Origin of the sequence: Myroides albus (genome assembly GCF_024722315.1) — a bacterium.
GTDB lineage: Bacteria > Bacteroidota > Bacteroidia > Flavobacteriales > Flavobacteriaceae > Flavobacterium > Flavobacterium album_A.
The window spans coordinates 2,775,840-2,798,646 of the sequence record NZ_CP102754.1; the positions used below are offsets into that span (position 1 = coordinate 2,775,840).

The window sequence follows — 22,807 nt, forward strand, 5'->3', positions numbered from 1 at the left end:
AGAAGTTATGATTACAATATACAAACCAACAAAAGAGGAATGGATAGGATTGATCAAACGTCCTATTATTACTACAGAAAGTTTAAATGAGAGTATTAGTACTGTACTAAAACAAGTTAGAGATAGAGGGGATGTAGCTGTTGAGAATTACACCTCATTATTCGATGGAGTACAACTGAAAAACTTCAGAGTAAGCAAACAAGAAATTGAAGAAGCCACTACTTCAGTCAGTCAGGAAATAAAAGAAGCTATAAAGATAGCTGCATCTAATATCAAAAAGTTTCACCAATCTCAGATCATACAAGAGGAAAAAGTAGAAACAACAGAAGGGGTTAACTGTTGGAGAAAGAGTGTGGGAATAGAAAAGGTAGGACTTTATATACCAGGGGGAACAGCTCCTCTATTCTCTACTTTATTAATGTTAACTATTCCAGCTCAGTTAGCAGGTTGTAAAGAGTTGATATTGTGTACACCGTGTAACAAACAAGGCAAGGTAAATGAAGTAGTACTTTATGCTGCTCAATATTTAGGAATAGATACAATTTTTAAAATAGGAGGAGCTCAGGCTATTGCTGCTATGGCCTACGGTACAGAGACTGTTCCTCAAGTTTATAAGATATTCGGGCCTGGTAATCAGTATGTGACTAAGGCTAAGGAGCTAGTACAGGCAGAAGGTGTAGCTATTGATATGCCAGCGGGGCCTAGTGAAGTTTTAGTTATCGCTGATGAGGTGGCAGATGCAGATTATATAGCTGCAGATTTGTTGTCACAGGCAGAACACGGGACAGATAGTCAAGTAGTCTTGGTAACGACAACGAAACAAAAGTTAAGTGAAGTAACAGAGGCTTTAGAAAAACAATTAGAAGAATTACCTCGAAAGGACTTAGCCATACAGACATTGAACAATAGCTTGATGATAGAATTATCGACTATAGAAGAATGTATTGCTTTTAGCAATGCTTATGCACCTGAACACTTAATCTTGAATATAGAGAATGCCGAGAAGTATATAGACTTAGTGATCAATGCAGGTTCAGTATTCTTAGGCGCTTACTCATGTGAGAGTGCAGGGGACTATGCTAGCGGAACGAATCATACCTTACCTACTAATGGATATGCCAAGAGCTATAGCGGGGTATCTGTAGATAGTTTTGTAAAGAAGATTACTTTTCAAAAGTTAACAAAACAAGGGCTGAAAAATATAGGTAAAACAATAGAAGTAATGGCAGAAGCAGAGGAGTTAATCGCTCACAAAAACGCTGTTAGTATTCGCCTTAAAAAACTAAGTAATGAGTAATAGTAAAATAAATATAAACGAATTAGTACGCCCTAATATTAAGATCTTATCTCCTTATACCAGTGCAAGAGATGAGTATAAAGGAGATAAGGAGGTATTCTTAGATGCGAATGAGAATCCTTATGGTAAAGTGAACCGCTATCCTGATCCTTATCAACTTGAGTTAAAACAAGTGATTAGTAAGGTAAAAGGAGGTAGTGCTGACCAATTGTTTTTAGGTAATGGAAGTGATGAAGCTATTGACTTAGCCTATCGTATATTCTGTGAGCCCAATAAGGATAAAGCTATTGTATTTACACCAACCTATGGAATGTATGAAGTGTATGCTAATATCAATGCTGTAGAGCTAATTACACTTCCTCTAGATGAGATATTTCAGATCGAACAAGCAATGGTAGAGCCTTATCTAAACGATGATACTGTGAAGTTGATGTTTATCTGTTCGCCTAATAACCCTACTGGCAATCTAATCTGTGAAGAAACAATAGTCACATTGCTTAATCGCTTTAAAGGAATCGTTATAATCGATGAAGCGTATATTGATTTTAGTAATGAACCTTCTTGGTTAGATAAATTGTCACAATATAGTAATCTAATCATTTTACAGACCTTGTCTAAAGGGTGGGGAATGGCAGGTCTACGCATCGGTATGGCATGGATGAATGAAGAGGTGCTTTACTATTTTAATAAAGTGAAGTCTCCTTATAATTTGAGTGTTGTTAATCAGCAACTTGCGATTGAAACGTTAAGGGATGTCGAGGGCTTTAAAGAGAGAATAGCACTACTTTTAAGTGAGAAAGAAAGAGTGATTAGAGAATTAAGTACATTGTCTATTACATCGTTTATCTATCCTTCAGAAGCTAATTATCTCTTAGTTAAATTCGACAAGGCTGATCAACTGTATCAAGAGTTAATAGATAGACAGATTATCGTGAGAAATAGAAGTAAAGTAGTAGAAAATACTTTGCGTATTTCGATAGGAACACCACAGGAAAACAACCAATTAATAACTGCATTAAAAGCTATAGAACGTGAAAAAGAAAGTATTGTTTATAGATAGAGACGGAACTATTATTAAAGAACCTGAAGACTTTCAGATAGATAGTTTTGAAAAATTAGTATTCTTACCCAAGTCAATATCTAGTTTGTCTAAAATTGCTCGAGAGTTAGATTATATACTTGTATTAGTTAGTAATCAAGATGGTCTAGGAACTGCTTCATTTCCAGAAAACACTTTCTGGCCAGTACAGAACTTTATTTTGGATACACTAGCAGACGAGGGAGTGACATTTACAGATATTTATGTAGATGATTCTTTTGACTATGAGAATAAACCTACGCGCAAACCTGGGCTGGGAATGTTAGGTAAGTATGTATATGGTGATTATGATTTGGCTAATTCGTATGTATTAGGAGATCGATTTACAGATATACAATTGGCAGAGAACTTAGGGAGTAAAGCTATTTATATCAATGAATTAAAGGATGATAGAGCTGCTCTGTCTACAATGGACTGGGAAGAAATCTATCAGTTTTTAAAACAACAGCCTCGTATAGGGAAAGAATATAGAAAGACCAATGAAACGATTATTGATATATCTGTAAACTTAGACTGTGCTAAAGAATGTAAGATTAATACTGGATTAGCCTTTTTTGATCACATGTTAGAACAGGTGAACAGACATGGTAATATCGGTTTGGAGATTCAGGTAAAAGGAGATTTGCAAGTAGATGAGCACCATACGATAGAGGATACTGCTATAGCCTTAGGTACAGCCTTTAAAAAAGCATTGGGTAGTAAGAAAGGGATAGAGCGATATGGATTCTTACTTCCGATGGATGAGTGTTTAGCACAGGTAGCTATTGATTTTGGAGGAAGGGCATGGTTAGTATGGGAGGCTGAGTTTAAGAGAGAAAAAGTAGGTGATATGCCTACAGAGATGTTCTTTCACTTCTTTAAATCGTTCTCTGATGCAGCGAGTTGTAACCTAAATATTAAGGTAGAGGGAGATAATGAACACCACAAGATAGAGTCTATATTCAAAGCCTTTGCTAAGGCAATAAAGATGGCAGTGAGCAAGACAGAAAATTACAATATCCCTAGTACTAAAGGTATACTATGATCGCAATTATAAAATACAATGCAGGTAATGTACAGTCTGTACAGAATGCAATAGAACGCTTAGGGTATAAGACTATAGTGACAGATGATCTAGCGATGCTCACCTGTGCAGATAAGGTGATTTTTCCAGGAGTAGGAGAGGCTTCATCTGCGATGAGATACTTAATAGACAAGGGGTTGGATAAAGTAATTATAGGATTGCAACAACCTGTTTTGGGAATTTGTTTAGGAATGCAGTTGTTGTGTAAATCGAGTGAGGAGGGAGGAGTAGAAGGTTTAGGTATCTTTGATAATGAGGTAAAGCTGTTTCCTGCCTTAGACATAGTTCCTCACATGGGATGGAACAACTTTAGTAGTGTGAAAGGACCTTTATTTAAAGGAATACAATTGGCAGATGATTTTTACTATGTGCATAGTTATTACGCAACATTAAGTGAGAGTACTATTGCTGTGAATACCTATATACAACCTTTTTCGGCGGCTTTACAAAAGGATAATTTCTATGCAGTGCAGTTTCACCCTGAGAAGTCGGGTAAAGTAGGAGAACTATTAATAAAGAATTTTTTAGAATTATGAGAATTATACCAGCGATAGATATAATAGCAGGGCAGTGCGTTCGACTATCTAAGGGGGATTATAACACCTCTAAAGTGTATAATACCAGTGCAGTGGAAGTGGCAAAACAGTTTGAAGATGCAGGAATTGAGTATCTACACGTAGTGGATCTAGATGGTGCTAAGTCGAGCCAAATAATGAATGCTAAGGTATTAGAAGAGATAGCTACTCAAACCAATCTACAGATAGACTTCGGTGGAGGTATTAAGAAGGATGAAGATATCATTACTGCTTTTAATAGCGGTGCTAAGCAAGTGACTGTAGGAAGTATAGCAGCGACTAAGCCAGAACTATTCTTAAGGTGGTTAGATGCTTATGGAAGTGAGAAAGTAATATTGGGAGCAGATTGTAAGCAACGCAAGATTATGACTCAAGGATGGTTAGACTCTGCCGATACAGACGTTTTAGAGTTTATCCAGTCGTATGAGCAGAGAGGGGTGTCTTATACCATAGTCACTGATATAGAAAAAGACGGAATGCTAAGCGGACCTGCCATAGAGCTGTATAAAGAGATTATAGCGAATACAGAAGTTAAGTTGATCGCTAGTGGTGGATTAACTACTGTAGCTGAATTGTACAAGCTAAAAGAGATAGGTTGTGAAGCAGTAATCATAGGCAAAGCTATTTATGAAGGAAAGATAACCTTAAAAGAGTTGAGTGAATTATGCTAAAGAAGAGAATAATAGCCTGTATGGATATTCAGAATGGCCAGGTGGTCAAAGGGATTAACTTCGTTGATATACAGCGAGCTGGTGATCCTATAACATTGGCAAAACGCTATGTAGTGGAAGGCGTAGATGAATTAGTCTTTTTAGATATCACTGCTACAATCGAGAATAGAAAGACATTAATTGGTTTAGTAAATGAGATCGCGAGTCAGATAAATATACCATTTACAGTAGGAGGAGGGATTAGCACTAAAGAACAGGCGATCGAATTAGTTAGGTCAGGTGCGGATAAGGTAAGTGTTAATTCTGCTGTGATTAAAAGACCAGAACTAGTTAGCGAAATAGCACAAGCCCTAGGGAGTCAGTGCGCTGTTGTAGCTATAGATACAAAATATGAAGATGGAGAGTGGTGGGTATACAGTGCAGGCGGGCGTATTAAAACAGATCTTAAGACTGTAGAGTGGGCAAGAGAAGTAGAGCGCTTAGGGGCAGGCGAAATATTATTAACTTCTATGAATAATGACGGTACAAAAGACGGTTTTGCACTGGATATTACAGCTGAGGTAGCCAAGGAAGTGAATATTCCTGTGATTGCTTCAGGTGGTGCAGGTGCTATAGAACACTTCACACAGGTATTCACTCAGACGCAAGCGACAGGTGCCTTAGCAGCGAGTATTTTTCACTATGCAGAAGTAGGTATACCAGAGTTAAAGCAGGCGTTAAAAACAAATAATATAAGTGTAAGATGAAATTAAATATCAATTTTAATAAAGGAAATGGGTTAGTACCTGTGATTATTCAGGATAAAGATTCTATGCAAGTATTGATGCAAGGATATATGAATGAAAAGGCCTACCAACAGACAATCACACAGGGAAAAGTAACGTTCTACAGTCGTACTAAGAATAGGCTTTGGACCAAAGGAGAAACCTCAGGAAATTATTTATTGGTCAAAGATATTAAGACGGACTGTGACCAGGACTGCCTTTTGATATCCGTAGAGGCAGTAGGAGCAACATGTCATACAGGAACTACTTCTTGTTTTGGAGAAATGGCAGACAAAGGCTTTGTCTATCAATTAGAACAAATCATCAGTGAGCGAATAGATGATAATATAGAGTCATCATATACCAATCAACTTTACAAAAGAGGTATAAACAAGGTAGCTCAAAAAGTAGGGGAAGAAGCAGTTGAGTTAGTTATCGAAGCTAAAGATGACAATGATGATTTGTTTAAGAATGAAGCAGCAGATTTATTGTACCACTATTTAATCCTTTTAAAGGCAAAAGGTTTTATGCTAAGTGACATAGAGGCTGTATTAAAACAAAGACACACAAAATAAGTGTATTGTTATAAATACTCTGTGAACAAGAACAAGGTAATACAAATAACAAAGCCTCCCATTAGGAGGCTTTGTTGTATGTAAGCTATTTGATTATTTAGCGTTGTTTGCTTCAATCCACTCGCGTGCATTAACGAATGCTTCCATCCAAGGAGAAACTTCATCTTTTCTTCCTTCTGGATAGTTAGCCCAGTGCCATTGGAATAATGAACGCTCGATGTGAGGCATCATTACTAAGTGGCGTCCTGTTGTATCACACATCATAGCAGTGTTAAAGTCAGAACCATTAGGGTTAGCAGGGTAAGCCTCATAGGCATACTTCGCTACGATATTGTATTTATCTTCTGTCTCAGGTAAGTTGAATTTACCTTCTCCATGAGAAACCCATACTCCTAAAGTACTTCCTTTTAAAGTTGAAAGCATGATAGAGTTGTTCTCTTGAATAGTTACAGAAGTAAAGATACTCTCGTGTTTTTGAGATTCGTTATGTTGCATCTTACCGTGTACTTCGTGCTCAGGATTGATTAATTCTAATTCCATAAACAACTGACACCCGTTACAGATACCTACAGATAAAGTGTCCTGACGAGCAAAGAAGTTTTTCAATGCTGTATTTGCTTTCTCATTGTACATAAATGCACCAGCCCATCCTTTTGCAGATCCTAATACGTCAGAGTTAGAGAATCCACCTACAGCTCCGATAAACTGGATATCTTCAAGGGTTTCTCTACCAGAGATAAGGTCTGTCATGTGAACGTCTTTTACATCAAAACCAGCTAAGAACATTGCATTAGCAACCTCTCTTTCTGAGTTACTACCTTTCTCGCGGATAATAGCTGCTTTAGGTCTTGGTTTAGAAGCGTCAACTACAGGTTTCTTTCCGTCAAACTGAGTTGGGAAACTGAAGTTTAAAGGTTGTACTTTATAGTTGTTATAGCGATCTGCGGCCTTGTTATTCTTTGTTTGTTTTTGGTCTAATAAATAAGACGTTTTCATCCAAGTATCTCTAATAGCAGGTACGCTAAATGCGAAGTGATCTGATCCATTAGTGAATGATACTTTCTCATCAGTAGTAACCGTACCGATCTTAGCAGCTACAACTCCTTTAGCAGCTAATGCTTGTTCTAAAGTAGCGTCGTCTTTAGCTTGAACGATAAGCGCGATGTTTTCGTTAAACAATGCTTTTACGGTGTCTTTCTCGTTAAGAGCAGTCAAGTCATATTTAGCACCTAAGTTCACATCTGCAAACGTCATTTCTAAAAGAGAAGTAACTAAACCACCACTTCCGATATCGTGTCCAGCAGCGATTTGTTCGTTAGTTACTAATTCTTGAATAGCATTGAATGCATTTTTAAAGTAAGCCGCATCAGTGATAGTAGGAACCTCTTGACCAATCTTGTTTAATACTTGTGCAAAAGAAGAACCACCCAATTTGAAGTTGTCTTTAGACAAGTTGATATAGTAAATAGAACCAGCATTTTTCTTTAAAGTAGGTTCTACTATTTTAGTAATATCTGTACAGTTTGCTGCAGCAGAGATAATAACAGTACCAGGAGCGATAACTTCATCGTTAGGATACTTCTGCTTCATGGATAGAGAATCTTTTCCTGTAGGGATATTGATTCCTAATTCGATAGCAAAGTCCGAACACGCTTTTACAGCTTTGTATAAACGAGCATCTTCTCCAGCATTGTTACATGCCCACATCCAGTTTGCTGATAAAGAAACGTTTTTGATTCCTTCTTTAAGAGGAGCCCAAACGATATTAGATAAAGCCTCAGCAATAGCATTTCTACTTCCTGCAGCAGGATCTACGATAGCTACTACAGGAGCGTGTCCTACAGTAGTTGCGATACCTTCTTTACCTTTATAGTCAAGTGCCATAGCACCTAAGTTATTTAATGGCAATTGTAATGGGCCTGTACATTGTTGTTTTGCTACACGACCTCCTACACAACGGTCTACTTTATTTGTCAACCAATCTTTAGAAGCTACAGCCTCTAATTGTAACAATTGGTTTAAGTATTCTTCTACTTTTGATACAGAGTAATCTAAATCAGCATACACACGGTTGATTGTTTGATCATCCATGATTGTCTTAGGAGAGCTTCCAAACATATCTTCGATAGCGAAGTCCATTGGTTTATCTCCTTTTGTTTTAGATTCTATCGTAAAGCGGTGATCATTAGTAATCTCACCAACAGTGTACATCGGAGCGCGTTCTCTTTCTGCAATTCGCGCTAAAGTATCGATGTCTTTTTGACCGATTACTAATCCCATTCTTTCTTGAGACTCATTACCGATAATTTCTTTAGCAGATAGCGTAGGGTCACCCACAGGTAGAGCATCTAAGTTGATATTTCCACCTGTTTCTTCTACTAATTCAGAAAGACAGTTTAAGTGTCCACCTGCACCGTGATCGTGAATAGATACGATAGGGTTATGTTCAGCCTCTACCATCGCACGGATAGCATTAGCAGCACGTTTTTGCATCTCTGGGTTAGAACGTTGGATAGCGTTTAACTCAATTCCAGAACCGAAAGCACCTGTATTAGCAGAAGATACTGCCGCACCTCCCATACCGATTCTGTAGTTCTCACCACCTAAGATGACCACTTGGTCACCTTCAGTTGGTTTGTGTTTTAAAGCTTGGTCTAATTTACCGTATCCAATACCACCAGCTTGCATAATCACTTTGTCAAATCCAAGTTTACGAGCGTCTTCTTCATGCTCGAATGTAAGGATAGACCCTGTGATTAAGGGTTGACCGAATTTGTTACCAAAGTCAGAAGCACCATTAGAAGCTTTGATTAAGATATCGATAGGCGTTTGGTATAACCATGCTCTTTCCTCCATTGCTTGTTCCCATGGACGGTTTTCTTCTAAGCGAGAGTATGATGTCATATAGATAGCAGTACCTGCTAACGGCAATGAACCTTGCCCACCAGCTAAACGGTCGCGTATCTCTCCTCCAGATCCTGTAGCAGCACCATTAAAAGGTTCTACAGTAGTAGGGAAGTTATGCGTTTCTGCTTTTAATGAAATAACAGAGTCAAACTCAGTCTCTGCATAGAAGTCAGGTTTGTCTGCCGATTTAGGAGCAAACTGCGTTACTTTAGGTCCTTTGACAAAAGCAACGTTATCTTTATAAGCCGAAACAATATCATTAGGATTTGTCTCAGATGTTTTTCTAATTAATTTGAAAAGAGAAGTAGGTTGCTCTTCTCCGTCGATGATGAAGGTACCGTTAAATATTTTGTGACGGCAGTGTTCTGAGTTCACTTGTGAGAATCCGAATACCTCAGAGTCTGTAAGTTTACGTCCCAATTTAGTCGCTAAGTCATTTAGGTAAGTAATCTCTTCATCGTTTAAAGCTAAACCTTCTTGTGCGTTGTATTTAGCGATGTCCTCAATGTAGTTAATTGCTTCTGGAGCAATATTGATTGCAAAGATGTCTTGGTGTAGTGTTTCGAACTCTTGTGATAACATTGGATCGAATGCTTCACAGTCTTCTGCTTTTACGAACTCTTCAATGCGAATAATTCCAGTGATTCCCATATTTTGAGTAATCTCTACAGCATTGGTACTCCATGGAGTAATCATCGTAGCACGTGGACCGACAAATTTAGCGTTGATTGTTTTCTCGTTGATGTGCTTGGCATTGCCAAATAACCAGTTTAACTTTTGGATATCTTCATTAGATAAGTTGTTCTCCACCTGTACTGTGTAGAACTTTCTCGAAGGGTTTTCGAAGAAATGAATCATTGCGTTAAGAATATTTAGTTGTTGTTGTAATGCACAAAAATAGACTAAAAAATAAGATTTTAAAAATTAATGTTTCAATGGACTTAAAAAGATAAAATTGCCTTTTACTATAGCTAAAAAGCTTGTATAAAAAAAGGTTTCAGACTCAAGCCTAAAACCTTTTTTACTATGATTATTTTTCAATATTATTTCGAAGCATCCACAGTTTTACATACCTTAAAAAGGTAGCATAACCATTTAAAAATGACAAGATAAGTCCTGGTATTCCATCTCTAAAACCTTGTTTTAAAAAATAGTGTTTTAAAAAACGCAATCCTGGTTTTAAAATAAAGTGAAAGAAGGTCAGCTTGCCTGTTTTTAGGTTGTAATCTTCTGCTTGTAATGTTGCATAGTGACTTAATTTCTGTACGTGAAAGTCAAAACCCCTATAGGTATTGTGATAGAGTTTATTCTTTAGAAAACCTATTTGGCCTTCCACTTGTAAATTCTCGTGAACTTTATTTACATAAAAACTATTATCTTTTTTAAAAAGGCGAACTACTTTGTCATTCTGATATCCTGAATAATTAATTGGTCTTTCAAAAAAGTAATTACGTCTAAAAACCCAGTAAGCTTGATATTGATTTTGTTTGTTGTTTTTAAAGAGTTCGATTATTTCTTCTCTTAATTCTGCAGTTAATTGTTCGTCTGCATCTAATAATAAAACCCATTCTGTGTCTATTTGTGTGATAGCCCAGTTTTTTTGATCGGAGTAGTTATCAAATTTTCTTGTTAACACTTTTGCTCCTAACTCTGTTGCTATCTCTACAGTTTTATCCGTACTACAAGAATCGATTAAATAGACCTCTTCTACTATATCAATAGCAGATAAAATGCAGTCCCTAATTTTAGTTTCTTCATTTTTGGTTGGAATTAGAAGTGTTAGTTTGTTTTTCATTTTATTTGGTCCCTACTTTATAAAATAGCTATCTGTTTAATATAACTTTATGTGATTTATTTTATTGCTCTATGTAAATTGATTAACTTGACATACTTCATAAAAGAAAAGAAAGATTGTATTAAGGAAAATGCAAAACCATCAATTCCGTTAAGAATGCCTTTTTTGAAGAAATAACATCTCACAAAAGCAACTGTTCCATTTAAAATAGGTTTAAAAGCCGAGACTTTTTTTCCTTTTTCAAATAATTGTTGTGCAGCCCAAGTAGAATATTGATTCTTCTTGTCTATTACTTGTTTGTAAGATTCCCACCCATAGTGCAAGATGTGTACATTAACGCTTTTTTCATTGGTAGCGATAATGTATTGATGAGCCATATGATCTGAAGGAAAAGCTGTTTTTTTATTAAAAAAGCGAACTTTTGAATCGGGATACCATCCAGAGAAATTAATAAGTTTGTTTCCTAAGAAATTTTTGACTCTAAATTTATAGGCATCAAAGGTGCTGTTTTCATATTCTTTTTTGCGAATAAATGCTAAAGCATCCTCGTCTAAGAACTCATCAGCATCTAAGTTCATTATCCAGTCATTTTTACAATATTGCAAACCATACGTTCGTTGTGGACCATCACCTAAGTATGCTTGCAAATAAACTTTTGCTCCTTTGCTCTTTGCTATTTCGACTGTTTTATCTGTGCTATTTGAATCAATGATGATTACCTCTTCACAGTACTGAAATAATGAATCTAAACACTTTCCAATGTTTTTTTCCTCATTAAATGTTATTACTAATCCAGTTATTGGCATAATTGTTCGTTGTATATAAGCTGTATAAAGATAGTGTTAATGTTGTAATTTTTAATCTATGGTAAGTTGATTATTTCTTACTCTAAAATTAAATGATTGTATGTAAGCTTTGATGAAATCTTCCATTTGTTTTAGAACCTCTAATTCAGTATTCATTAGATTGTTCTTAAGTAATGGATCTGTTTTCCAATTGTATAATCCCAATGTTTTCTTTCCATCAAAAGCTAAGTAATAATCGCCTTTTTCGTAGTTGTATATATTGTCTAAGTAGTTAACAACAAAATCTTGCTCTGATTTATACGATTTACCATAAGTAACTATTTTGGTGTTAATTTGCAGATAATCCATTAAACTTGGCAAGATATCAATCTGTTGAAAGTTCTTTTCTACTTTTTCTATTGAAAGACTTTCGTCTCCAGGTGCAAAAAATAGGATTGGAACTCTGAACTTACCTACATTAGTTTTCCAATGGTCTTCCTTGGGTTCTGAGCAAGTGTGATCAGCTGTAATAACAAAGATTGTGTTGTTGTACCACTCTTTAGTTTTAGCTGTTTCAAAGAATTTCTTCAAGGAGTAGTCTGCATAGGCAATAGATTCGTGAATGTCAGCATTTCCCTTTGGAAATTTCCCTTTGTATTTCTCAGGTATGGTATAGGGGTTGTGTGATGAAATTGTAAATAAAGTCGTAAAAAAAGGCTTTTTAAACTCATCTAATTTTTTTGCATAAAACTGTAAGAACTCTTCATCGAATATTCCCCATGCACCATCGAATGCCTCTGGACCTTGATATTCATTCTTTCCATAATACTCATCAAATCCCGCCACATTTGCATATTGGTCAAAGTTTTGACTTCCGTTATATGCTCCATGGAAGAAAGCGGTGTGATAACCATTTTCTTTTAAGATTTTGGGTAGTGTATATACATCGTTTAGTGCATAGCTCGATGATATAAAGGTTCTGTTCATTAAACTTGGAATGCTTGAGATAGCTGAAGGTACAGCATCTATAGAAACTTTACCATTGGCAAAAGCATTTTCAAAGAAATGACTGTTTTGTGCTAAAGAGTCCATAAAAGGAGTTAAGCCTCTGTGCATGGTTTCTCTACCAAAACTCTCCACTATTAATAGGACAACATTCTTTTTATTTATGCTATCATACTTGAATTCTTGTATAGGATTAAAGACTTTATTTAGTTCGCTATCAGTGAAAAATTGTACTTCTTCCAAGACCTCACTTTTCCCCATTGTCTTGATAACAGAGAAAGGCGTGTTTAAGACAAGTGCTGTGTTTTTTAGCCCACCGTACTGAGAAGCATCTACTAATCTTATGGGTTTATGCTGTAAACCACCACGGCCTAAAACAAGCATAATACCTACAACTAATATTGCTATAATGATATCTTTTACGTTGATATAACTTCTTTTTATTTTGTAATCTATCTTTCTGTAAATCAACCAAAAAATAAAGAAAGATAAAAACATGAATAGCGGTATCCACCAATAATCAACAATAAAGTTTTTTAGTAGACCTGGTATTTCTTGCTCCATTCCAGTAGCTGTAATGAAGGCATAAGAGCTACGGCGACCAATGAATTTAAAGTATTCGTAATCTACGTAGTTCAAGCATAGAAAGAAAATATTGACTAAGTAAAAACTGTAAAATAAGAATTGTTGGTAACCTGTTCTGGTTTGAAATTTACCTGGAAAGATATGAAGTAGGGCAAAAGCCATATTTAAAAATCCCAGCGCAGCAAGGTCAAATCGCAATCCACCTATAAATACTTTCCAATCCCATGGATCTAACAAGTGACTGTTATAGAAATAGAACCCTATTCTACATACTTGATAGAAGATAAAGATTAAAGCAAATCTTTTGAAAAATAAAATACAATTTTGAGAAAGAAGTTTACTCATGATATTTGATTAATAATTTGTAATAAATTAAAACAGAGTACCCGTAAGTACTCTGTTTTAACAGATGTAACATGATTATACAGCTACATTATATTCTCTTAAGGCATCGTTTAACGATGTCTTTAAATCCGTTGATGCTTTGCGTGTTCCAATTATTAAAGCACACGGCACTTGATATTCACCAGCAGGGAATTTCTTTGTATACGAACCTGGTATCACTACAGAGCGCTCTGGTACATATCCTTTTATTTCCACAGGAGTATCTCCTGTTACATCTATAATTTTAGTAGACGCTGTCAGTACCACATTAGCACCTAATACAGCCTCTTTTCCTACTCGAACACCTTCTACTACGATACAACGCGATCCGATAAATGCATTGTCCTCTATAATAACAGGAGCTGCCTGCAAAGGTTCTAGTACTCCTCCGATACCTACACCACCTGATAAGTGTACGTTCTTTCCAATTTGAGCACACGATCCTACTGTAGCCCATGTGTCTACCATCGTCCCCTGATCTACATAAGCACCTATATTCACATATGATGGCATTAATATCACCCCAGCAGAGATATATGCTCCATGACGAGCCACAGCATTAGGCACTACTCTGATTCCCTTTTCAGCATAATTCTTCTTCAGAGGCATTTTGTCGTGATATTCAAAGATACCAGCTTCTAAAGTTTCCATCTTTTGGATAGGGAAGTATAGTACCACTGCCTTTTTTACCCATTCATTGATTTGCCATTCTGTTCCCTTAGGTTCAGCTACACGCAATTTACCACTGTCAATCAGCTCTATAACTTCACGGATAGTATTTTGAGTGTTTTGATCTTGTAAAAGTGAGCGGTCTTCCCACGCTTTTTCGATTACTTCTTGTAAGTGCGTCATCTGTATTAGATTGAGGTTTGTTAATATATAATTATAAAATGGCTTTGATTACCGCCATTAAGTCTTGTTCTGCTAATCCTTGTTCACTGGCCTTTGCATACGCTTGTTCTGCAGCCTGTGTCAGAGCAGTATCCCATCCTGCCTCTTGTGCTAAGCGAATGTCCTTCAGCATAAATTTTAGTGGAAATGCAGCAGGATAGTTATCGCTTAGTATGGCGGAGGTCTTTATCTTACTCATACCAGAACCGCATGCACTATCATTTACAATAGCAGTCATCATCTCTCTATTTATTCCATTTTGTTCAGCGAATAGCACAGTCTCAGCTAGCCCTTGTACTATTACAGACATATAGTAGTTAATGGCTAATTTAGCTTTGCTACCACTACCAGATTCTCCTAAGTAGTAATGACTTTTTCCCATAACCTCGAAGTATGGTATAGTGCGTTCGTAAATCGTTTTGTCTCCACCTATTAAGAATAGTAGTGTACCATCTACAGCAGGCTTTACACTTCCTGATACAGGAGCATCTAGATAATGAGCCTTTTTTTCTTGTATTTGTTGATATAGTTTTTTAGCTAAGACAGGTGATATAGTACTGCTATTGACAAAAGTCTTTCCCGTTATCTCATGTGTGAGAATTTGGTTGAATGTATCTTCTACAATTGCATCGTTAGGCAAGGTTAAGAAGACTATATCAGATGCTTTAATGAAAGCAGTTAATTCTTGAATAGCAACAGCTCCTTTGGCCACTAATGGGGATACTTTATTAGGGATGCGTTGGTATATATTAAGCTTATATCCAGCCTTTAAAAGGTTTTCTGCCATTGGGTTTCCCATATTTCCAAGTCCTATCCATCCAATTGTCTTCATAGTCTATCCTGTCTGTGATTTTGTTCGAAAAGCAAATATAATTAATAATGTTCATTTTTATCGTGTTTGAGTTAAACAAGCGCTATATTCTACAAGTGAATCAAGTCGTGGGTTATTGTAGTTATTGTCAAAATAAAATATATTTGCTTACAAGGATATACAACCAAAAGTATGAAGGACATTAAATGGGAGACACTCGATAGACTAAAAGCAGGTTTTAAAGAACTGGAGGCTAAAGGTGAGTTTATTTATATGCCTACTATTAACTTGGACTATTATCCAGGGGAACCTTATCGATCTAATTATTATGGAATTGGTCTATTAGAACAAGGAGAGATTACTTTCTATATTGATTTAACGCGTTATCACATCCAAGCTCCAGCTATTATCTTTGCAGATACCACTTCGATTAAACGTTGGGACAAAACCAAGCGCACTTATGAAATGCGTACTATTTTGTTCTCTGAAGACTTTATGCAGAGCAAGCTTATTGAGAATAATGTGTTGAATTCTTTTTCTGATTTGTCGAGTTTAGGTGGTTGTGTGACTCAATTAAACGAAGTTGAGTTTACTAATTTTCTGACTTTGTTTAAAGTCATAGATAGTCGTGTGAACTCTGACAATCCATTTCACATTGAAGTTGTACGTGGTGCAATCTACAGCATGATTAATGAGGTGGCGTATATGTATGAAAAATACGGTAACCAAACTAAAGCACTTCACTCTTTAGATTTGCGTTTTCGAGAGGCTGTAGCTAAGCATTGCAAACAACAACGAAGTGTTCAGTTTTATGCCGAGTATCTACATGTACACCCCAAATATCTCAGTCATGTTATTTCTACAGAAACAGGAATGACTGCCAGTGAATGGATACAATCTCAAGTAGTGTTAGAAGCAAAAGTTTTGCTGCAAGATCATACGATATCAGTGGGAACTATTGCTGAGGTATTAAACTTTCCTGACCAAAGTACTTTTGGTAAATACTTTAAAAAATACGCGGGAATTAGCCCAAGTAACTATCGAGAGAATCTATGATTGTCTTTTTGATTGAATTTTCTTTACCAATATCAAGTGTTTTTTAACCTTCAATTGGCCTACTTGTCTTTTTTATAAGACACTCTCTTTTTGGTTTGTAAGGATGTTTTTCCTTCTCAAGTAATTTGTTTACAGTGATTTATTGGTTTTTTAGGCTCATTTTAATCTAAATATTAAAATATACTTAAAAGTACTTAATCCGTGTTTTTGTACAATTATACCGAACTTTATTAATTGTTTGTAGTTCACAATACAAGGAATTTTGCCAAAGAGTTTTTAGAATGTAATAAAACTATTTTTTAGGATTGTGATTTGTAACAGGCTGTTTAAGGAATGTTGCTATACTTCATAACTATTTGTTTGGTACTTGGTTTATTGATGGGAATCTTACCTTTTGACTAAAAAAACTGCTTTTTAGCCCTTTATACCTACCCTTTGAACAGATAATTTTGCCATTGATAAAAATAGAAGATTTACTTCTAAGCTTTTTAGTCATCATTAATAACGATTAAAAAATGAACAAAACAACAGCATTTTTGACCTTATCCATTTTAGCCTTTACAGGGGCTTGTCAAGATAAAAACCAAGATGGAGGACACGGATATACAGGCCAAGTTGAGGCTTATCCAATGCTTTCAATACAAAAAGAGAAAGCAAATATATACAGCGATTACCCAGTAGTCTTACAAGGGGTAAAAGATGTGGAATTACGACCAAAAATAGATGGATTTATTGAGTCTATACTGGTTGATGAAGGACAGTCTGTTCGCAAAGGGCAAGTATTGTTTACGATTTATGCCCCTCAATTTCAAGAGGAAAATGCAAGTGCTATTGCCAATGTAAAAAGAGCTGAAGCTGAATTGAATGATGCTATAATGCAAGTAGCCAAAGCTAAACCACTTGTTCAAGAGGGAATTATCAGTAATTACGAATTAGAATCTGCCCAGTATGCTTTGAGAAGCAAGGAGGCTCAACTTGCACAAGCTAAAGCAAATCTAAGCAATGCAAAAGCTAATGTTGGATATACACAAATTGTAGCGCCATTTGATGGAGTTATTGGACTTATTCCATATAAAGTTGGTGCATTAGTAAGTAGTGCTTCTGCTCAAGCGTTGACCACTATTTCTGATATTACTTCTGTGAATGCTTATTTCTCAATGAACGAAAAACAGTTTTTTGATTTTATGCAGAAAGCACAAGACAAGTCATTATCTGAGCGTATTGCATCGCTTCCAGAGGTGAGTTTGATTTTAGCTAATGGAGGGGAATATGGATACAAAGGAAAGATTAATACAGTAAGCGGGCAAATTGATCCACTAACAGGGAGTATTAATTTTAGAGCAGTATTTTCAAATCCAAAAGCATTATTGAGAAGTGGTAATAGTGCTACTCTTCGCGTATACGAAGATATACAAGAGGCAATATTAGTACCTCAAAAAGCTACTTATGACGTACAAGGAAAGCGATTTGTCTATGTCGTAGGAGCTGATGGAATTGTAAAAAGTACTGAAATCAAGATTATGGATAAAGTACCTTCAAGTCAATTTTTCATTGTAGAAGATGGATTAAAACAAGGAGATAAAATTGTCAGTGAAGATATTGGTGGCCTAAGTGATGGTACTCAAATTAAACTATAAAGTAAGGGGATATAATTATGTTGAGAAGATTTATAGAGAATCCCGTATTATCAACAGTAATATCAATTATTATTGTGATACTCGGGGTGTTAGGACTGTCATCTTTACCGATGACACAATATCCTGAGATTGCTCCACCTACGGTACAGGTTACTGCAAATTATCAAGGTGCTAATGCAGAAGCTGTGATGAAGAGTGTAATCACACCATTAGAGGAGCAGATTAACGGAGTAGAAGATATGGCTTACATCAACTCAAAAGCGAGTAATGATGGTTCTGCTGTTATAACAATTACATTTAATCAAGGGGCAGATCCAGATATGGCTGCCGTTAACGTTCAAAACCGCGTAAGTCAGGCTATGAGTCAACTTCCAGAAGAAGTTGTCAAACAAGGGGTTACCACTACCAAGCGATTGGCAAGTGAGATCTTTAGTTTCCTTTTCTATAGTGAAGATGGACAGTTTGATCAGGCGTTTTTAGAGAATTATACACGCATTAACTTATTGCCAAAGATAAAGCGTATCAATGGTGTAGGAGATGCTGCGATATATGGAGGAAGAGAGTACAGTATGCGTATTTGGTTGAAGCCAAATGTCATGGCATCGTATAGTTTGACTCCAACAGATATTATAAATGCTTTGCACGAGCAAAATGTGGAAGCCGCTCCTGGTAAGGTAGGGGAGAATAGTCAACAGAGTTTCCAATATGCGCTGAAATACACAGGACGATTAGAAACTCCAGAAGAATTTGGAGATATTGTTATTCGATCTTTAGGCAATGGTAAGGTATTGTATTTAAGAGATGTTGCCGAGATTGACTTGGGGGCTTATTCGTATGCAATGACGATGACTGCCTATGGAGAACACGGTACCTATGTAGCAGTAAACCAAACAGCGGGTTCGAATGCTTATGATATTATTAAGCAATGCGAACAAGTCTTGCAAGAGGCTGAAAAAGACCTGCCAGCAGGTGCTAAATTTGCTGTTTATGCAAACTCAAATGACTTTTTATTAGCTTCGATTGACAAATTAATATCAACATTGATTGAAGCCTTTGTTTTGGTGTTTATTGTTGTATTGGTATTCTTACAAGATTGGCGCTCTACACTTATTCCTGCTATTGCAGTACCTGTAGCGATAATTGGAACATTCTTCTTCTTGAATTTGTTCGGATTTACCATTAACCTATTGACTTTGTTTGCCCTTGTACTCTCCATTGGGATTGTAGTGGATGATGCCATTATCGTTGTAGAGGCGGTACACGCCAAGTTATATGAAGGTGCTGAAAGTGCTAAAAAGGCAACAATCAGTGCAATGGATGAGTTAACTACTGCGATTATCTCGATTACCTTAGTTATGTCAGCAGTATTCGTACCCGTAACTTTTATTGAAGGATCTGTTGGAGTATTTTACAAGGAGTTTGGTATCACCTTAGCAGTTGCTATTTTAATCTCAGCTATTAATGCCTTGACTTTGAGTCCAGCATTATGTGCGATTATGTTAAAGCCAGAATCTGGTATACATCAAGAAAAAAGAGGAGTGGTTAATAGGCTGAAAACAGCTTTCAACAGCAGTTTTGATCGAATGACTGATCGCTATGTTGGTGTTTTGAAGTTTTTAAACAAGCGCTTGTGGCTTGCCTTAACTACAGTAGTTGTTTTTGCGGGTGTATTTATGTATTTAACCAAAACAACTCAAACGGGATTTGTTCCTAATGAAGACAGTGCTTCAATATATGGTAATATTATCTTAGCTCCGTCTACTTCTTTAGAAGAAACAGAGCGCATTTCCAATCAGATTGACAGTATTGCTATGAGTATCCCAGAGGTTAAGTTTACTTCTCGTTTGGCAGGTATGGACTTTTTTAGTGGAAATGGTAGTTCGTATGCTGTTGAGTTTATCAAATTAAAACACTGGAGTGAACGCAAGGAAAAAGGGCAAGATATTCACAGTGTAGTAGGACAGTTATTTGCCAAAACAGCACATATCAAAGATGCTAATATCGTTTTCTTTGCCGCACCTACCTTACAAGGATTTGGTAATAGTTCGGGATTCGAAATTCAACTTCAAGATAAAACCGGTGGAGATTATAAAGAATTTGAACAGGTGATAGGTGGCTTTTTAGGAGCCTTGAATCAACGTGCTGAAATTATGTATGCCACTTCTTCATTTAATACTAATTTTCCTCAGTATGAAGTATCTGTAAACGTTGCAAAAGCGAAAGAAGCAGGAGTAACTGTAACAGAAGTTTTGACGACATTACAAGGGTATTTAGGAGGTATTTATGCTACGAATTTTAACCGATTCGGAAAACAGTATAAAGTGATGATTCAAGCTGATCCTAACTTTAGAGAAAATAAAGAAGCAATAGATAGATTGTATGTGAAAAATAGTCAAGGTGTTATGACACCTATCACTGCCTTTATCGATTTGCAGAAAGTATATAGCCCAGAGTTCTTAACTCGCTTTAATTTGTTTAATTCAGCTTTTGTAAATGGTAGTCCTAATGCAGGATACAGTTCGGGAGATGCAATTAACGCAATTGAAGAGGTAGCTGCTCAGACTTTGCCAAAAGGATACGGATTCGAGTATTCTGGTTTGTCAAGAGAAGAAAGTACAAGTGGAAACCAAACCATAGTTATTTTCATATTGTCCATTGTATTTGTTTACTTCTTACTTAGTGCGCAGTTCAAGAGTTATATTTTGCCATTAGCAGTATTATTTTCATTGCCAATTGGGCTTGCAGGAGCCTTTTTGTTTGCCAAGTTATTTGGAATAGAGAACAATATTTTCTTGCAGATTAGTTTGATTATGTTAATCGGATTATTGGCCAAAAATGCTATTCTTATTATTGAATTTGCACTGCAAAGACGTCTGCAAGGACAGCGAATTGCCGATGCAGCAATAGAAGGAGCGCGTTTGCGTCTGCGCCCAATTTTGATGACTTCCTTTGCTTTTATATTTGGTTTATTACCACTTATGTTGGCTACTGGTGCCGGAGCATTGAGCAACAAATCAATTGGTACTGCTGCCGTAGGAGGAATGTTGATTGGTACTTTAGTGGGGGTAATGGTAATACCAGCTCTTTTTATTGTGTTCCAATCCCTTCAAGAAAAAATTTCAGGAGCTCCTGAAACGCTGGCAGATACTGCTATGGAGGAGGCTAATTAGTTATATAAAAAGGGTGGGAGGTATTTTTTAGACTGAGTACCTCCACTCTTTTACTTAACTGTTTTGCCCAGAGAATCAATTGTGATTTTAAATTATTAGACAATGAAAACTCATTATAAACTTTTACTTGCTTTAGCCATTGCGGGAGCATTGACCTCGTGTGGTTCAAGCAAAAGGTATCAACCTCAAGAAAGTGTTGATACTCAACTCTACAGAGATATTCAATCGACTGATACAACAAATATAGCTGATGTGAGTTGGCAAGAGTTCTTTGCGGATCCTTATTTGCAAGATTTAATCCAAAAAGGATTAGATAACAATCTTGATTTAAAGATGGGGATTGAGAGAATTAATGCTGCTCAAGCAATGCTCAAACAATCAAAGGCAGCCTTTCTACCTGATTTGAGTATCGGTGGTGGATTAAAGAGGTCACGTTTAGCTTATCCACAGGGCTTTGGCTTTGTAAAAGATGCAACCCAACACGATGTCTTTGCCAATACATCATGGGAACTTGATGTGTGGGGGAAACTCGCTAGTAGTAAACGCGCTACTTTTTATAGGTTAATGCAAACCGAAGCGGTTCAGCAAGCTGTACAAACGCAATTAGTTGCTCAGATAGCTGACTACTATTATCAATTATTGACCTTGGATGAGAAGGTGCGCATCTTGAAGCAAACTATTGAAAATAGACAAGAAGATGTCAAGACTATGAAGAACTTAAAGGAATCTAGTGTTGTTACTGGAGCTGCGGTTGTTCAAAGTGAAGCAAACTATTATGACGCTCAAGCAGATTTGCCAAGAGTGTATCGCCAAATCAGAGAGATAGAGAATGCGCTAAGTACCTTGATAGGTCAAGTGGGAGAGGTGATTGATAGAGGAAGTTTTGAAAGTCAGAAAATGTATGAATCTATTCAAGTAGGTATTCCTGTTCAACTACTACAAAACAGACCCGATGTTCGAGTAGCAGAGTATGAATTAGCCTCTTATTTTGAAGAAGTAAGTGCAGCAAGACGTGCATTTTATCCCTCTCTTACTTTAACAGCAGGGGTGGGATTCTCGAGTTATGAGTTTAAGGATTGGTTTACATCTACGGGGTTCTTTGCCAATGTAGCTGGAGGGTTATTGCAACCTATTTTTAATAAACGTTTAAACAAAACCAGATTAGAGGTTGCTAAAGCAAATTACCAGGAGAAGGTTTACAATTTTCAAAAAGCACTTTTAATGGCTGGTCAAGAAGTTTCGGACGCACTTTACGCTTATCAGACTGCTGAAACTCAAGAACAAAATAGGCAAATACAAGTAGAGAAACTTTCCTTGGCCGTAGATTACACCAAAAAGCTACTGTTATACCATTCTTCGACTAATTATACGGATGTATTGACAAGTGAACAATCATATTTGTATGCGCAAATGCAAATCACAAACGATCGTTTACTCAAGTGGCAATCCGCTATTAAACTTTATCGTGCTTTAGGTGGTGGTGTAGATTAAAAGAATCTACATGAAAATATTGAAGGTTAGAGATTGACGTCATTTTTTAATCTGTGTTCTAAATGTTGACTTTGTTTTCATTTAGATAATAGCACTCCTTGATCGTTAGCAGCTTTACAGTTCTTGTGTTTCTTATTTTTTATATGCTAATGAGAGTTGAAATACAATGTGTTTAAATAGCTGATTGTTCGAATTAGCTTTTGACAACTAATGTGTTGAGGAGTGTTTATTCCACAAACTGAATTA

Annotated in this window: 17 protein-coding genes; 11 read left to right on the forward strand and 6 right to left on the reverse strand. The window is 36.4% G+C overall.

All coding sequences use genetic code 11. The features are described 5' to 3' along the window. Positions 1-7: 7 nt before the first annotated feature. Genes hisD through hisIE form a run of 7 tightly spaced genes read left to right on the forward strand, consistent with a single transcriptional unit; the run spans position 8 to position 6,044 of the window. Positions 8-1,297, forward strand: a complete 1,290-nt coding sequence (hisD, locus tag NWE55_RS12560) for a histidinol dehydrogenase (RefSeq protein ID WP_160339229.1) — start codon at positions 8-10, stop codon at positions 1,295-1,297. Continuing rightward, positions 1,290-2,357, forward strand: a complete 1,068-nt coding sequence (hisC, locus tag NWE55_RS12565; RefSeq protein WP_155091259.1) for a histidinol-phosphate transaminase — start codon at positions 1,290-1,292, stop codon at positions 2,355-2,357. Before hisD ends, hisC begins: the two co-directional genes overlap by 8 nt. Beyond that, positions 2,329-3,420 carry a bifunctional histidinol-phosphatase/imidazoleglycerol-phosphate dehydratase HisB gene (gene hisB, locus NWE55_RS12570; RefSeq protein WP_258204130.1) on the forward strand — a complete coding sequence of 364 codons (1,092 nt, stop codon included), beginning with the start codon at positions 2,329-2,331 and terminating at the stop codon, positions 3,418-3,420. The genes hisC and hisB overlap by 29 nt, the downstream gene beginning before the upstream one ends. Beyond that, entirely contained in the window at positions 3,417-3,995 is a 579-nt protein-coding gene (hisH, locus tag NWE55_RS12575; RefSeq protein ID WP_155091260.1) for an imidazole glycerol phosphate synthase subunit HisH, read from the forward strand. The genes hisB and hisH overlap by 4 nt, the downstream gene beginning before the upstream one ends. Next, entirely contained in the window at positions 3,992-4,705 is a 714-nt protein-coding gene (gene hisA, locus NWE55_RS12580) for a 1-(5-phosphoribosyl)-5-[(5-phosphoribosylamino)methylideneamino]imidazole-4-carboxamide isomerase (protein ID WP_155091261.1), read from the forward strand. The genes hisH and hisA overlap by 4 nt, the downstream gene beginning before the upstream one ends. Beyond that, positions 4,699-5,451, forward strand: coding sequence for an imidazole glycerol phosphate synthase subunit HisF (hisF, locus tag NWE55_RS12585; protein WP_258204131.1), 753 nt, complete (start codon positions 4,699-4,701; stop codon positions 5,449-5,451). The genes hisA and hisF overlap by 7 nt, the downstream gene beginning before the upstream one ends. Further along, the gene (hisIE, locus tag NWE55_RS12590) at positions 5,448-6,044 is read left to right on the forward strand and encodes a bifunctional phosphoribosyl-AMP cyclohydrolase/phosphoribosyl-ATP diphosphatase HisIE (RefSeq protein WP_155091263.1); all 597 of its coding nucleotides are present in this window, start codon (positions 5,448-5,450) and stop codon (positions 6,042-6,044) included. The genes hisF and hisIE overlap by 4 nt, the downstream gene beginning before the upstream one ends. A gap of 93 nt (positions 6,045-6,137) precedes the next feature. Here hisIE and purL read toward each other — a convergent pair whose 3' ends face one another. From purL to NWE55_RS12620, 6 genes are all read right to left on the reverse strand, one after another. Then, a complete protein-coding gene (gene purL / locus NWE55_RS12595; protein WP_258204132.1) occupies positions 6,138-9,809 on the reverse strand; it encodes a phosphoribosylformylglycinamidine synthase in 3,672 nt (1,223 codons plus the stop codon). 172 nt (positions 9,810-9,981) lie between these two features. Then, the gene (locus NWE55_RS12600; protein WP_155091265.1) at positions 9,982-10,746 is read right to left on the reverse strand and encodes a glycosyltransferase family 2 protein; all 765 of its coding nucleotides are present in this window, start codon (positions 10,744-10,746) and stop codon (positions 9,982-9,984) included. 56 nt (positions 10,747-10,802) lie between these two features. Continuing rightward, complete coding sequence (locus NWE55_RS12605) at positions 10,803-11,552, reverse strand: glycosyltransferase family 2 protein (RefSeq protein ID WP_258204133.1); 750 nt, start codon at positions 11,550-11,552, stop codon at positions 10,803-10,805. 51 nt (positions 11,553-11,603) lie between these two features. After that, complete coding sequence (locus tag NWE55_RS12610; RefSeq protein ID WP_258204134.1) at positions 11,604-13,466, reverse strand: LTA synthase family protein; 1,863 nt, start codon at positions 13,464-13,466, stop codon at positions 11,604-11,606. A gap of 75 nt (positions 13,467-13,541) precedes the next feature. Beyond that, positions 13,542-14,357, reverse strand: a complete 816-nt coding sequence (locus tag NWE55_RS12615; protein WP_258204135.1) for a 2,3,4,5-tetrahydropyridine-2,6-dicarboxylate N-succinyltransferase — start codon at positions 14,355-14,357, stop codon at positions 13,542-13,544. Between the two features lie 31 nt (positions 14,358-14,388). Then, positions 14,389-15,228, reverse strand: a complete 840-nt coding sequence (locus tag NWE55_RS12620; protein WP_258204136.1) for an NAD(P)-dependent oxidoreductase — start codon at positions 15,226-15,228, stop codon at positions 14,389-14,391. A gap of 171 nt (positions 15,229-15,399) precedes the next feature. On the opposite strand from NWE55_RS12620, the gene NWE55_RS12625 reads away from it, so the two are divergent. The 4 genes from NWE55_RS12625 (at position 15,400) to NWE55_RS12640 (ending at position 22,561) form a co-directional block, all read left to right on the forward strand. Next, complete coding sequence (locus NWE55_RS12625) at positions 15,400-16,263, forward strand: helix-turn-helix domain-containing protein (RefSeq protein ID WP_155091270.1); 864 nt, start codon at positions 15,400-15,402, stop codon at positions 16,261-16,263. Positions 16,264-16,778: 515 nt separating this feature from the next. Beyond that, the gene (locus NWE55_RS12630) at positions 16,779-17,900 is read left to right on the forward strand and encodes an efflux RND transporter periplasmic adaptor subunit (RefSeq protein WP_258204137.1); all 1,122 of its coding nucleotides are present in this window, start codon (positions 16,779-16,781) and stop codon (positions 17,898-17,900) included. 17 nt (positions 17,901-17,917) lie between these two features. Beyond that, positions 17,918-21,070, forward strand: coding sequence for an efflux RND transporter permease subunit (locus tag NWE55_RS12635; protein ID WP_258204138.1), 3,153 nt, complete (start codon positions 17,918-17,920; stop codon positions 21,068-21,070). A gap of 102 nt (positions 21,071-21,172) precedes the next feature. Then, a complete protein-coding gene (locus tag NWE55_RS12640; RefSeq protein WP_258204139.1) occupies positions 21,173-22,561 on the forward strand; it encodes an efflux transporter outer membrane subunit in 1,389 nt (462 codons plus the stop codon). Positions 22,562-22,807 lie beyond the last annotated feature (246 nt).